This is a genomic window from Streptohalobacillus salinus (assembly GCF_003201605.1).
Lineage (GTDB): Bacteria > Bacillota > Bacilli > Bacillales > Amphibacillaceae > Streptohalobacillus > Streptohalobacillus salinus.
This window is the reverse complement of sequence record NZ_QJJR01000002.1, coordinates 87,683-101,910: the sequence shown is the minus strand read 5'-3', so window position 1 is coordinate 101,910 and position 14,228 is coordinate 87,683. Positions and strand designations below refer to the sequence as shown.

At 37.7% G+C, this 14,228-nt stretch carries 16 protein-coding genes; all 16 read left to right on the top strand.

The annotated features are described in order from the left end of the window. The first annotated feature begins 6 nt into the window (after positions 1-6). The 16 genes from DES38_RS01905 to rseP all read left to right on the top strand — a co-directional run bounded on the left by DES38_RS01905 (position 7) and on the right by rseP (position 14,205). The gene (locus DES38_RS01905) at positions 7-1,092 is read left to right on the top strand and encodes a protein-glutamate methylesterase/protein-glutamine glutaminase (RefSeq protein ID WP_110250393.1); all 1,086 of its coding nucleotides are present in this window, start codon (positions 7-9) and stop codon (positions 1,090-1,092) included. Position 1,093: 1 nt separating this feature from the next. Next, positions 1,094-3,097, top strand: coding sequence for a chemotaxis protein CheA (locus DES38_RS01900; RefSeq protein WP_110250392.1), 2,004 nt, complete (start codon positions 1,094-1,096; stop codon positions 3,095-3,097). A 13-nt stretch (positions 3,098-3,110) separates the two neighbouring features. Further along, positions 3,111-3,575: a chemotaxis protein CheW gene (locus DES38_RS01895; RefSeq protein WP_110250391.1), complete on the top strand. Its 465-nt coding sequence runs from the start codon at positions 3,111-3,113 to the stop codon at positions 3,573-3,575. A gap of 10 nt (positions 3,576-3,585) precedes the next feature. Beyond that, positions 3,586-4,221, top strand: a complete 636-nt coding sequence (locus DES38_RS01890) for a chemotaxis protein CheC (protein ID WP_110250390.1) — start codon at positions 3,586-3,588, stop codon at positions 4,219-4,221. Beyond that, on the top strand, positions 4,218-4,718 hold the full coding sequence (locus tag DES38_RS01885; RefSeq protein ID WP_110250389.1) for a chemotaxis protein CheD: 501 nt from the start codon (positions 4,218-4,220) through the stop codon (positions 4,716-4,718). The genes DES38_RS01890 and DES38_RS01885 overlap by 4 nt, the downstream gene beginning before the upstream one ends. Before the next feature lie 23 nt (positions 4,719-4,741). Further along, positions 4,742-5,503 carry a FliA/WhiG family RNA polymerase sigma factor gene (locus tag DES38_RS01880; RefSeq protein ID WP_110250388.1) on the top strand — a complete coding sequence of 254 codons (762 nt, stop codon included), beginning with the start codon at positions 4,742-4,744 and terminating at the stop codon, positions 5,501-5,503. A 34-nt stretch (positions 5,504-5,537) separates the two neighbouring features. After that, positions 5,538-6,908: a flagellar assembly protein A gene (locus DES38_RS01875; protein ID WP_110250387.1), complete on the top strand. Its 1,371-nt coding sequence runs from the start codon at positions 5,538-5,540 to the stop codon at positions 6,906-6,908. Between the two features lie 14 nt (positions 6,909-6,922). After that, positions 6,923-7,225, top strand: coding sequence for a hypothetical protein (locus DES38_RS01870; protein ID WP_110250386.1), 303 nt, complete (start codon positions 6,923-6,925; stop codon positions 7,223-7,225). A gap of 11 nt (positions 7,226-7,236) precedes the next feature. Continuing rightward, complete coding sequence (locus tag DES38_RS01865) at positions 7,237-7,773, top strand: DUF6115 domain-containing protein (RefSeq protein WP_110250385.1); 537 nt, start codon at positions 7,237-7,239, stop codon at positions 7,771-7,773. 205 nt (positions 7,774-7,978) lie between these two features. Then, positions 7,979-8,716 (top strand): 30S ribosomal protein S2, encoded by a 738-nt coding sequence (rpsB, locus tag DES38_RS01860; protein WP_110250384.1) that lies wholly within the window; start codon positions 7,979-7,981, stop codon positions 8,714-8,716. 90 nt (positions 8,717-8,806) lie between these two features. After that, entirely contained in the window at positions 8,807-9,691 is an 885-nt protein-coding gene (tsf, locus tag DES38_RS01855; protein ID WP_110250383.1) for a translation elongation factor Ts, read from the top strand. A 137-nt stretch (positions 9,692-9,828) separates the two neighbouring features. Then, positions 9,829-10,551, top strand: a complete 723-nt coding sequence (gene pyrH / locus DES38_RS01850) for a UMP kinase (protein WP_110250382.1) — start codon at positions 9,829-9,831, stop codon at positions 10,549-10,551. Between the two features lie 2 nt (positions 10,552-10,553). Further along, positions 10,554-11,111, top strand: a complete 558-nt coding sequence (gene frr, locus DES38_RS01845; protein ID WP_110250381.1) for a ribosome recycling factor — start codon at positions 10,554-10,556, stop codon at positions 11,109-11,111. A gap of 216 nt (positions 11,112-11,327) precedes the next feature. Beyond that, the gene (locus tag DES38_RS01840) at positions 11,328-12,107 is read left to right on the top strand and encodes an undecaprenyl pyrophosphate synthase (protein ID WP_110250380.1); all 780 of its coding nucleotides are present in this window, start codon (positions 11,328-11,330) and stop codon (positions 12,105-12,107) included. 4 nt (positions 12,108-12,111) lie between these two features. Next, positions 12,112-12,897 carry a phosphatidate cytidylyltransferase gene (locus DES38_RS01835; protein ID WP_110250379.1) on the top strand — a complete coding sequence of 262 codons (786 nt, stop codon included), beginning with the start codon at positions 12,112-12,114 and terminating at the stop codon, positions 12,895-12,897. Between the two features lie 51 nt (positions 12,898-12,948). Further along, entirely contained in the window at positions 12,949-14,205 is a 1,257-nt protein-coding gene (gene rseP / locus DES38_RS01830; protein ID WP_110250378.1) for an RIP metalloprotease RseP, read from the top strand. The last annotated feature ends 23 nt before the right edge of the window (positions 14,206-14,228 follow it).

Sequence of the window (14,228 nt, the reverse complement as noted above, 5' to 3'; positions counted from 1 at the left end):
ATGACCATGAACGATATAAAAGTTCTTGTAGTTGATGATTCAGCATTTATGAGAAAAATGATTTCAAACATCTTGGAAAACCACATCAAAATCAATGTAATCGCTACAGCAAGACATGGTCAAGATGCTCTAGACAAAATCCGAGAGTTTAATCCTGATGTTGTAACCTTAGATATCGAAATGCCTGTGATGGATGGGATTACGGCACTTAAGCACATTATGAAGGACTTTCCAAGACCAGTCATTATGCTTTCGAGTTTAACTAAAGAAGGGGCAGATAAGACTTTAGAATCAATGGAATTAGGTGCTGTTAACTTTATTCCAAAACCTTCTGGGTCCATTTCGCTAAACATTCATGAGAAAGAAGACGAAATAATAAGTAAGGTCTTAGAAGCTTCAGTCGTAAAGATGGATCAAATTAAAAAACCAATTGTTAAGAACCCTGTCGTTCGTATTCCAAAACCTATTATAAATAAAGAATACCCACACGTATCGACGCAATCATCAAATGTATTAATAGGAATAGGCACATCAACAGGGGGACCGCGTGCATTGCAACAAGTAGTGACCCATTTACCGAAAAATCTTCCCGCACCCGTAGTCATTGTTCAGCACATGCCAGCTGGGTTTACTAAATCTTTAGCTAATCGTTTAGATCAGTTATCTGAGATTTCAGTGAAAGAAGCTGAAGATGGAGAATATTTAGTAAATGGCACAGCTTATATTGCACCAGGTGGATTTCAGTTCCGAATTGTTGATACGTATAAAGGCCCACGTGTAAACATTAATAAAGAAGATAATCGGAATGGGCATCAACCAGCAGTGGATGTGTTATTTGAATCCCTTGCTGAACTGAAATCAAAACAACTGATTGGGGTTATAATGACCGGGATGGGTGCAGATGGTTCAAATGGAATTATTGAAATGAAAAAGAAAAAAGCAAACACAATCGTTATTTCTGAAGCGAAAGAAACATGTGTTGTTTACGGTATGCCGCAAGCTGCAGAAAAAACAAAGCTTGTTGATGCTGTCGTTGAACTTCCGAATATTGCTACTGAGATTGTTAACCAATTGAAAGCACGAGGTGAATAAAGTGGAAATGAATGAATACTTAGACGTTTTTATTGAAGAAAGTAAAGAACATATTCAAGCTTTAAATGACCATTTGTTGGAGCTTGAAAAAGATCCTGCCAACATAGCGATTGTTAATGAAATTTTTAGATCTGCGCATACGCTTAAAGGTATGTCGGCGACAATGGGCTACCAAGATCTGGCTGACTTAACACATAAAATGGAAAATGTCTTAGATGCTATTCGTAATGAAAAAGTTAAATTGACTTCACCCATGGTCGATGTTATTTTTGAAGCCGTTGATGCACTGGAAGCAATGGTACTTGATATTATTGATGGTGGAGAAGGTAAAAAAGATGTTAAAACACTTGTTTCTCAACTTGAGTCAATGGAAAAAGGCGAAGCACCTGTAAACACTTCTGCACCAGTAGCAGAAGAAAAGTCGGCTGCTAGTACATCGACAGAAACAGAACTAGATCAATTTGAATTAACCGTTCTGCAGCAATCACACGAAAAAGGGTTTCATAATTATGAAGTTACTGTCCAGCTTCAAAAAACTTGTCTATTAAAAGCAGCACGAGTATATATGGTTTTTGAGATCTTTGAAAAGATTGGCGAAGTGATTAAATCTACGCCGACAGTGACGGAATTGGAAGATGAAAACTTCGAGTTTGATTTTACCATTATTCTTGTAACAAAAGATGAAGCAGATGAAGTAAAACAAAAAGTGATGAAGGTTTCTGAAGTTGAAGATGTCATTGTCAATGACTTAAAAATCGATACTTACGAATCAGATGATACGGTTGATGCGGATGCAGAAATTAAGCAAACTGAGACGAAAAAACCTGAAGAACAAGAAGCGAAGAAATCTCAAATTAGCACGAAAACGATTCGGGTAAATATCGATCGTTTGGACGCATTAATGAATCTCTTCGAGGAGCTTGTTATTGATCGAGGGCGCTTAGAGCAAATCTCACAAAGTTTGAAAAATAACGAATTACAAGAAACGGTTGAGCATATGTCTCGGATTTCTGGTGACTTGCAAAATATAATTTTAAACATGCGCATGGTACCTATTGATCAAGTCTTTAATCGTTTCCCACGCATGGTGCGACAACTAACGAAAGATTTGAAGAAAGATGTAGATTTACAAATCTTCGGCGCCGATACGGAGCTTGATCGTACAGTTATTGATGAAATCGGTGATCCTCTCGTTCACTTGATTAGAAATGCATTGGATCATGGGGTGGAAACACCAGCAGTACGTAAAGAAAAAGGTAAGCCTGAACAAGGAATTTTAAAACTTAATGCTTATCATTCAGGTAACCACGTATTTATTGAAATTAAAGACGATGGTGCTGGAATTGATCGTGAAAAAGTCTTGAAAAAAGCAATCAGCAATGGCGTCTTAACTTTAGAGGAATCTAAAGCTTATAGTGATCAAGAAGTGTATCAATTGATCATGGAATCTGGCTTCTCTACAGCAGATACAATCTCAGATATTTCTGGTCGTGGTGTTGGTCTTGACGTCGTTCGTAACACCATTGAGTCTTTAGGTGGTTCGATTACGATTGATTCAACTTATAATGAAGGATCAACGTTCCTTATTCAGTTACCACTTACCTTATCGATTATTTCAGTCATGTTGACTGAAGTGAAAAATGAGAAATTTGCCGTACCGTTGTCTTCAATCATAGAAACAGCGATTGTAAACAAAAAAGATATTATGCGTGCACACAACCGTCAAGTGATTGATTTCAGAGGGAAAGTGGTACCGCTCGTGTCACTTACTGAGGTCTTTGATGTACCTGGTGAAGTTGATGAAGATGATTTCTTATCTGTGGTCATCATCAGACAAGGTGAAAAGATGGCAGGTTTAATTGTGGATAGCTTTATAGGTCAACAAGAAGTGGTCTTGAAATCATTAGGAAATTATTTGACCGATATATTTGCAATTTCTGGTGCTACCATCTTAGGTGATGGTCAAGTCGCATTAATTGTTGATACAAATGCACTAGTTAAGTAGGGGGAGAGAAAACATGGCTAACGAATTTTTAAAATCGATTGTCTTTGAACTAAATGATGAAGAATATGCATTGCCGGTAGACTTAGTCGGTGCAATTGAACGAATGATGCCGATTACTCGTATCCCGGGTGCACCGGTATTTGTGAAGGGTGTTTTAAACCTGCGAGGTGTTGTCACACCAATCATTGATTTGAGAGAACGGTTCTCTTTTGAAGTCAAAGAGTATACAGATGCAACGCGTACCATTATTATTCAACATAATGATATGGATGTAGGTTTAATTGTCGATGCTGCTTATGATGTCATAGATATTCCGACAGAATCAATTGAACCAGCACCTGAGACGGTAGGGTCAGTGAAAATTGATTACATTGAAGGTGTATGTAAGTATAAAGAACGATTACTTATTCTATTGGATATTGACGAGATTCTTTCGACGGATCTATTTAAACAAAAAGCAAAAGAAACAACAAGGTAGGTGGAATGATTTGGCATATTTCGAATCATTAACACAATTTCAATTAGATACTTTAAAAGAAGTGGGTAACATTGGATCTGGAAATGCAGCGACAGCTCTCTCTAAAATGTTAAACCAAAAAATAGATATGTACGTACCTTCGGTACGGGTTGTCAATTATGATGAGATGATGGAGCTTGTCGGTGGTCCTGAAGAATTGATTACTGCAGTGTTTTTTAGAATCGAAGGTGAAGCACCAGGTAATATGTTTTTCATTCTCTCACCAAGGGAAGCGAATGCTTTTGTTCGCCAGTTGACGGGAATTGAAGATTTTTCAGTAACAGATGAGGATAACAATGAAATGGGGCTGTCTGCTTTACAAGAAATCGGTAATATTCTTGCTGGATCTTATTTATCAGCACTCTCAGATTTTATCAATATCCTTATGCAGCCCTCAATCCCTATCCTTACGGTTGACATGGCTGGAGCAATTCTTGCTGAAGGATTACTAGAATTATCACAGGTTAGTGACTCTGCAATTGTAATTGATACGATGATTGATGATCACCGTGATGATACTGATCCGATAAAGGGGCACTTTTTCTTATTGCCTGATCCAGACTCCTTCGATAAAATATTTAGTAAGCTGGGTGTTAGTGACCAATGACAACAGAGACTTACAATATTATAAAAGTGGGCATCGCAGACTTACAGTTTGCGAGGGACGCTGACCATTTACGGACATCAGGATTGGGGTCTTGTGTTGGCGTCGTGATTTATGACCCTAATATTAAAGTTGCAGGAATGGCGCACGTCATGTTACCTGATTCAAAGTCAGCTAAGCAAGAAAATTTAAATATGCATAAATACGCTGACACATCTTTACCCATTCTGGTGGATACACTCATTAAACAAGGTGCTCGAAGATTTGCTTTGAAAGCAAAAATCGCTGGAGGCGCACAAATGTTCGCTTTCAGCTCTTCAAATGATATGTTGCGTGTAGGTGCTAGAAATGTCGAAGCAGTTAAAGCATTCTTAGCTGAAGTACGTATTCCTATTCTAAGCGAAGATATCCATGGAAGTAGTGGACGAACAATTGAATTTTCAACAGAAAATTCGATGCTCAGTGTTCGTACGGTTAACAAAGGAACGAAAGAGATATAATGTGAGAAAGCGAGGCGATTGGGATGGATACAGAAAACATCGACGTAGAACAATTGTGGCAGGATTGGATTACGACGCATGAAACAGACGTAGCCAATCGGCTCGTTTCTTTTTATATGTATTTAGTTGACTACCATACTCAGCGTGTCAGTGTCCATTTACCGAAAAGCGTCCAACGTGATGATATTAAAAGCCTGGCGCTTTTAGGTTTATATGATGCAATTAAAAAGTTTGAACCCGCACGGGATTTAAAATTTGATACATATGCTTCCTTTAGAATTAGGGGGGCAATTATTGATGGGCTAAGAAAAGAAGATTGGTTGCCGCGATCATCACGTGATCGGACCAAAAAAATTGAAACGGCGGCACAACATTTATTGCAAACGTTACAACGGGAACCAACGGTCAAGGAAATTGCTGAGTACTTAGATGTTGCCGTTAGTGACGTTGAAGATAGTGTCAAAGATCAGCTCTTTTCTAACTTGCTCTCGATTGAAGAAAAAGCAAAAGATCAAAATGAAGATTTTAAAGAAGGGATCGGTCATTCGGTAATTGATAATCAGCAATTAACCCCCGAAGATTCGATTTTGAAGCAGGAAAATTATCAAGATTTGGCGAATGCTATAAAGCAGTTAAATAAAAATGAGCAATTGGTTGTTAGTTTATTCTACCATGATGAATTAACCTTTACTGAAATTGGTCAAGTGCTTACACTTACGACCTCGCGCATTTCACAAATTCATAAACAAGCTGTGTTTAAATTACGTGGTTATATTGAGTCCTAAATACGTGATGTAAAGGAATGAAGGAGCCGATCTTATGCCAGACTTAGGAGAAATATTTGAGTTATTAATCGCTGAGGATTTAATGCGAGCATCGTTACAATTGAGAGATGAATACGATGCAGACGCTATAACAAAAGAGCAATTATTGACATTTTTAAAAAACGAAAAAGTTAACTTTGGCATCGACGAGGAGGCGGTTCAAAAAGTCATTTCAAGTTATGAACCGTTGAACTTCCCAATGACTATTGCTTTAGGGAAAGAAGCAGTTAACGGAATTGATGGAAAGATTGATTTTGTCAGTGATCAGGATGATTATTTTTCAGTTGAAGAACGCCGTAGCTTTAGAGATGTTAAAAAGATTCCATCGGTTGCCGAAGGTGAAAAGATTGCTGTGATTATTGATCCGGTTGAAGGAGAAGAGGGTCATACGGTAACTGGGAAACCTCTACCTGCTAAAAAGGGAAAAGCAGTACGATATAAGGCAGGAAAAAACGTTCACTATGATGAAGAGGATCAATCTTTTTATAGTGAAGCTATTGGGAAGCTAAGTGTGGGTGGTAGTAAAATTAATGTCTATGATACATATGAATTGAGTGAAGATCTATCAATGAAGACAGGGAATGTTCATTTTTCTGGATCTGTAATCATTCGTGGGAATGTTCCTGCCGGGTATCAGGTCATAGCTGATGGTGATGTGCAGATATATGGACTTGTAGAAGCAGGGCACATTCAAGCTGGCGGTTCTGTCGTTATATCAGAAGGCATTGCTGGTTTAAAGAAAGGCTCGATAGAAGCTGCCGGCGATATTACCATTGGTTATGTTAACCAAGCAAAATTAGAAGCAGGTGGCAGCATTCATGTGAAGAATTCAATCATGCACAGTGAGTGCACGGCGAAAGAACATGTGTATTGTTTATCGGGAAACATTATTGGTGGTGTCTGTTCAGGTGGAATTACTATTGAAGCGAAGGATATCGGTAATAAGATGGATACGAGAACAGAAGTAGCAATTGGGATTGACAGTAAAGCTTACCAACTTGAGGGGAAACTTATTCAAGCAAGGGAGTCTTTAGAAGCAGAAATTACTAAACTTAGCAAATTAGGTCAAGCGCTTGAAATGAAAGCTAAGGTAGGTGGTGGTTTATCTTCTAAAGAACGGGTATTTTTACTAAAACAAAAAAACACGATGCAGGTAACAGAAGGAAAACTCGAAAAAATTAATGAACAAATTGAGGGCCTTCATGTTCAATTAGGCGATGAAAACCGTGCGCGATTAATTGCCAAAGGAACCATATATCCAAATGTCGACTTATGTTTCGGTAAATATCAACAAACCACAAACAAAGAGTATAAATTCACACAAGTATATATTCAAGACGGAGAAATAAAAATCACACCGCTTTAAGGAGCTGATTATATATGAGTTGGAAAGCTGTTGAAATGCAAGTTGCCTTACCGCGAACACAAGATGCGGGGAAAATCCAGGAACAAATGCAACAACGCGGACAATTTATGCAAAATATGATTAGTAAAGAAGCGAAGGCTGAAAATGCAGTGTTGGAACATTCTGTTAATGATTTAGAAAAAGACCGCTTGCTCAAAGATAAAGAGCATAAAGATAATCAGCATGAGCATCAAGGCGACAAAGAGCAACAAGAAAAAAAGAAACAAATCAAACAATATCATCCTTATTTAGGTCATCGTGTTGATATTAATGGATGAGAGGGATGGATATGGAATATCTTTTAATACTGTTTAGTTTCATTGTACATGTACTCACCTTTATTATATTACGACATTATCGTGGTTTGATTGATCGCTTACAAGTGGAGCAAGCAGAAGTGGTGAAAGAAAAGAAAGAGATAGAGGAATTATTGGCTGTGTATTTAGTTGAGATGCGGGAAGAAAATGACCGACTCATTGAACAATTGAAGGGAAAAGGAATAAATCAGCCTAATAAAAAAGCGAACGTTGAGACCGACTCAGTAAGGACGATAGCAACAGATACGACACCTGTTTCAGTTCCAGAAAAGATAAAGCTGAGAAAAAGTGAAGGGTCTGAAAAAGAAGTTGGAAATAATACCGAAGCAGAATCAAATTATCAACCATTGAGTGATTCCGTTGATATGAATGAACGTCCTACATTTAAAAAGTCCTTTCAAGCTGAAGTATTGGAACGTTATCAGCGTGGCGAATCGGTGGCGACGATTGCCAAAGCGCTTAATCGTGGCAAAACCGAAGTCGAACTTACAATTAAGTTTCAAAAATAAAAGAAGCAAGTTGACTAAAAAGGTAAGTTGTCCTGATTTAGTTAAGTTAAACGCTTGCGCAAGAACAATAAATATGATATAGTAGCTCTTGGTGTTAAATACACACGTTTGTGGATGGTGAAAAGGGTGCTTGATCAAATGATGAAGTCTTTTCACACGTATGAAACAAACGGAGGAAGAAAAACCAATTAGGAGGAATTTAATCATGGCAGTTATTTCAATGAAACAACTACTTGAAGCTGGTGTACATTTTGGACACCAAACACGTCGTTGGAACCCTAAGATGAAAAAATACATCTTTACGGAAAGAAACGGCATCTACATTATCGACTTACAGAAGACTGTAAAGAAAGTTGACGAAGCATATAACTTTGTAAAAGAAGTTGCTGAAAACGGCGGTACAGTATTATTCGTGGGTACGAAAAAACAAGCACAAGACTCAGTAAGAGACGAAGCAATTCGTTCAGGTCAATACTACATTAACCAACGTTGGTTAGGTGGGACATTAACAAACTTCGGTACGATCCGTAAGCGTATCAATCGTCTTAAAGACATTGAGCGTATGGAAGAAGACGGTACATTCGAAGTACTTCCTAAGAAAGAAGTTGTTGGTCTTCTTAAAGAAAAAGACCGTTTAGTTAAATTCTTAGGCGGTATCAAAGAAATGAAAAAAATCCCTGATGCTTTATTTATCGTTGATCCTCGTAAAGAGCGTATTGCGGTAGCGGAAGCACACAAATTAAATATTCCTATCGTAGGTATTGTTGATACGAACTGTGATCCTGATGAAATTGATTACGTGATCCCAGCTAACGATGATGCAATCCGCGCGGTTAAATTGTTAACATCAAAAATGGCAGATGCTATTTTAGAAGTTAAACAAGGCGAAGAAGAAGCGGCAGCAGAAGAAGCTGCGGTAGAAGAAGTAGCTTCAGAAGAGTAAAGTTTACGAAGGTGATAAGAGGGGAACCTTTTATCACCTTTTTTGAAGGATTAGATGACGAGTTAGATCTATTATAAGGAGGAATTATTGATGGCAGTAACAGCAACTATGGTAAAAGAACTTCGTGCAAAAACAGGTGCCGGTATGATGGATTGTAAAAAAGCATTACAAGAAACTGATGGTGACATGGATCAAGCAATTGATTACCTACGTGAAAAAGGTATTTCTAAAGCCGCTAAAAAAGCTGATCGTATTGCAGCAGAAGGTTCTGCATACACATTAACTGACGGTAACCATGCCGTATTAATTGAAGTGAACTGTGAAACAGACTTTGTTACTAAAAATGACCAATTTAAATCACTATTAAAGGAATTAGCTACACACATCCTTGCTGAAAAACCAGCTACAGTTGAAGAAGCACTTCAACAACCTATGCACGGTGAAGGCGAAACAGTTGAAACGTTCATTAACAATAACATTGCAAAGATAGGTGAAAAACTTTCACTACGTCGTTTTGCAATTGCTGCTAAAACTGATAATGACGCATTTGGTGCATACATTCACATGGGCGGGAACATTGGTGTCTTAACTGTACTGAAAGATACAACGGATGAAGCTTTCGCAAAAGACATTGCTATGCACATTGCTGCAATCAATCCACGTTTCGTGTCACGTGATGCGGTTGATGCAGATACAGTTGAAAAAGAGCGTGAAGTATTAAAACAACAAGCACTTAACGAAGGAAAGCCAGAAAACATCGTTGAGAAAATGGTTGAAGGCCGCTTAGGTAAATTCTTCGAAGAAATTTGCTTATTAGAGCAAGGCTTCGTTAAAGACCCAGATCAAAAAGTTAAAAAATTAGCAAGCGAAAAAGGCGCAACAATCGAAGCCTTTACACGCTACCAAGTTGGCGAAGGTATTGAAAAACGTCAAGAAAACTTTGCTGAAGAAGTTATGAATCAAGTTAAAAAATAATAGGGTATGAGAAGATAAGGGAGCACATGGTGTTCCCTTTTCTATGAATAATTTAGTGGTGCAATCAATGGAATGGGATTGTTTAATCATTAAAAGTCGTGTAAAATTAAATTAAATTCTACATAATGGAGGTAATTATGACCACAGCACGTTATAAACGCATTGTACTAAAAATTAGTGGTGAAGCATTGGCTGGTGAACAAGGTTACGGTTTAGAACCGAAAATTGTTCAGTCGATTGCTGAACAAATAAAAGAAGTCGTCGAGTTAGGTGTCGAAGTTGCCGTTGTCGTTGGTGGCGGAAACATTTGGAGAGGAAAAGTAGGCAGTGAAATGGGAATGGATCGAGCTAATGCAGACTATATGGGTATGTTGGCGACAGTCATGAATTCACTTGCTTTACAAGATAGCCTTGAAAATTGTGGTGTAGAGACCCGCGTTCAAACATCGATTGAAATGCGCCAAGTTGCTGAACCATATATTAGAAGAAGAGCGATTCGTCATTTGGAGAAAAAACGTGTCGTTATTTTTGCTGCTGGAACAGGTAATCCATACTTTTCAACTGATACAACCGCAGCATTAAGAGCTGCAGAGGTTGATGCTGAAGTCATTTTAATGGCTAAAAATAATGTTGATGGTGTTTATTCTGCTGATCCAAAGCTGGATCTTTCTGCAGTTAAATATGAAGAAATAACTTACATGAAAATGTTAAATGACGGCTTAGGCGTCATGGACACAACTGCCTCATCGCTATGTATGGATAATGATATACCTCTATTAGTATTCTCAGTTACTGAAGAAGGAAACATCAAACGGGCCGTTTCTGGTGAAGATATCGGTACCATCATTAGGGGGAAATAAAGATGTCACAAGCAATCATTAAAGATGCTAAAAGTAAAATGGAACAAGCAGTTCAATCTTATTCAAAGAATTTAGCTACTGTACGTGCCGGTCGTGCAAACCCAGCAATTTTAAATAGTGTATTTGTTGATTACTACGGAGCAGCTACACCACTCAATCAATTAGCGACAATTTCTGTGCCTGAAGCACGCTTGCTAATGATTTCGCCATTTGATAAATCTTCAATTGGAGAGATTGAAAAGGCGATTCAAAAAGCTGATTTAGGTTTACAACCATCAAGTGATGGAAATGTTGTTCGAATTGCGATACCTGCATTAACTGAAGAACGTCGGAAAGAATTGGTTAAAGTAGTGGGTAAATTTGCTGAAGAAGCAAAAGTACAAGTAAGAAATGTACGTCGTGATGCAAATGATCACTTGAAAAAAGATGAAAAAAATGGAGATTTAACGGAAGATGATCTACGTGGTTATCAAGAAGAAGTGCAAGAATTAACCGATTCATTTATTGCTAAGATTGATCAATTAACCAAAGATAAAGAGGCAGAAATTTTAGAAGTGTGATTCTAGTTTAATTACAGGTGTAGCGTACATGCTACACCTGTTTCCTTTTTTAAAAGAGATCGCCATTAATAAAGGGATCAAAGAGAAAGTTTCTAATCAGATTGTTTTGATAAAATTATACTATTAATAGTGAATCTAAAGCTATAACATGATAAACTGTAAAAAGGTATGAATACATAAGAACGTTATGAAGCGGAACAAGTGGAGGAAAACAATATGTCTTTTATAAAATGGCCGTTCAAACGAAATAAAATAACATATGAGTCTGATGCAACCATCGAAGTTGTGCCTAAACACGTGGCAATCATCATGGATGGTAACGGTCGTTGGGCAAATGATCAAGGCCTCCCGCGTATGCGCGGTCACAAAGAAGGAATGGATAATGTAAGACGCATTGTAAAAATGGCAAGTGGCGAAGGAATTGAAATATTAACCCTTTATGCATTTTCTACGGAGAATTGGAAACGACCAAAGAGCGAGGTTGAATATTTACTTAAACTACCCAAAGAGTTTTTAAATGTATATTTACCAGAACTAATAGAAGAAAATGTCCGCGTTAAAACAATTGGTCATTTTGATGCGCTACCCAAACACACGAAAAAAGCTGTTCAATATGCGATTGATCAAACAGCAAATAATACAGGACTGATTTTAAATATTGCTTTAAATTATGGTAGTCGTTCAGAAATCGTTAACGCTGTTCAATCGATTGCTCATCAAGTGGAAAACGGCAACCTAAGACCGTCGGAAATCGAGGAAGCAACTATTAATTCACATTTATTTACAAAGGAGTTACCAGATCCTGATTTGCTAATACGAACAAGTGGAGAAATCCGCTTGAGCAATTTTTTATTGTGGCAATTAGCTTACACTGAATTCTGGTTTACAGACGTCCACTGGCCGGCATTTACTGAAGCGGAATTTAGCGCAGCACTACATGCGTTTCAGCTCAGAAAACGGCGTTTTGGTGGGTTAAAAGAAACAAAAAAGGAATGAGATAATGAAAACAAGAATTATTACTGCAATCGCTGCAATTCTGTTATTTTTCCCATTTGTTATTTTTGGAGGATGGCCGTTTTACGCAATCATGGCTGTTATTTCAGCAATTGGATTATATGAATTGTTTAAAATGAGAGATATGACAAACTATCCAGTACCAATGATGTTTTCAATGGTGTTACTATGGGTGCTACTCGTACCATCGATTGATGCTTTTGAATGGATTAAGCAATACCAACAAGAGATTTTATTGTTTGTCAGTTTATTACTATTAAGCTATACAGTGTTGGTGAAAAACAAATTCACTTTTGAAGATGCTGGTTTTATGTTGTTAACAGCTATTTATCTTGGTTTAGGGTTTCACTATTTTATTGAAGCACAACGCGCGGGATTAGAATTTATCTTTTTTGCAATCATCATCATTTTGGCGACGGACACAGGTGCCTATTTTTCAGGTCGTGCATTTGGTCGTCGGAAATTGTGGCCGGAAATCAGCCCAAATAAGACCATTGAAGGTGCCATTGGCGGCATGGCTTTAGCTGTGGTTTTGGGACTTGTTTTTCAATTTATTTTCCCGGTACATGATTCTATTATCGTTGTGATACTCGTTAGTTTGATAGGTTCAGGGATTGGTCAAATTGGTGACCTTGTTGAGTCTGCTTTTAAACGTTATTATGTCGTTAAAGATTCCGGACATATTCTACCTGGACATGGTGGAATTCTCGATCGATTTGATAGTTGGTTATTCGTTTTTCCGTTTTTATATTTTATACAGTTTATTCAGTAGCAACAGATACGGGAAATGTATTAGTGGTGAATTTATGAAGGAGAGATACATGTGAACACAATTATTGCGTTTATATTAATGTTCGGATTGTTAGTTTTTGTCCATGAATTCGGACATTTTATTGTTGCAAAAAAGACAGGGATGTTAGTTAGAGAGTTCGCAATTGGTTTCGGGCCAAAGATTTTCTCAATCAAAAAAGGAGAAACCTTGTATACGATACGCATCCTTCCCATGGGTGGTTATGTACGTGTGGCGGGAGAAGACCCAGAGATTATCGACTTAAAGCCTGGTCAACATATTGGTTTAATTTTAAATGAACAGCAAGCTGTTACAGATATTATCATTAACCACAAAGAAAAATATCCCAACGCAGAAGTAATCGAAGTACTTGATGCTGATTTAGATCATAAACTTTATATTAACGCTTCTCGGATTGGCGAAGAAGAAACACTACATTATCGTGTTGCTGAAGATGCAAATTATGTTATGAATGAAACTAAAACACAAATTGCGCCTTATTCTCGTCAATTTGCCTCAAAATCAAAAACGAAACGCTTTTTACAACTTTTTGCGGGTCCATTTATGAACTTTGTTTTAACCGCCGTGTTATTCTTTATGATTGGCGCATTTAATGGCATTCCTGTAGAAGATGCCATCTTAGGAGAGGTTCTTGATGATACGCCCGCTGATGCAGCTGGATTAATGGCTAACGATGAAATTACTGCGATTAATAATGAAGCGATTACTGGGTGGATTGAATTCCAAACAATAATCGCCGAACGCCCCGGTGAAGAGGTTCAACTTACTGTAAAACGAGAAGATAGAAGTTTTGATACAGCGGTAACACCAGATGTTTCTCAAGTAGAAGATTTAGAAATTGGCCGCATCGGTGTTATGCGTGGGATGGAAACATCTATTTTGAAAGCAATTCCCTATAGTTTTGAAGAAACTTACCGATGGTCTAAACTGATCCTTGTTAATTTAGGTATGCTAATTACCGGTCAATTCTCTGTTGATATGTTGTCGGGACCTGTGGGTATTTATGACTTTACAGATCAAGTTGTTCAAACTGGATTTTGGAATTTCATGCAATGGACAGCCGCTTTGAGCGTCAACTTAGGAATCATTAACTTAATGCCTTTACCTGCCCTTGACGGTGGTCGTCTTATCTTTATTGGACTAGAAGCAGTAAGAGGCAAGCCGATTTCGCAAGAAAAAGAAGGTTTGGTTCATTTTGTTGGTTTCGCATTGCTAATGCTGTTAATGATTATCGTTACCTGGAATGATTTGCAACGCTTATTCTTTTAATTGAACATAGAAAAGGTGGATAA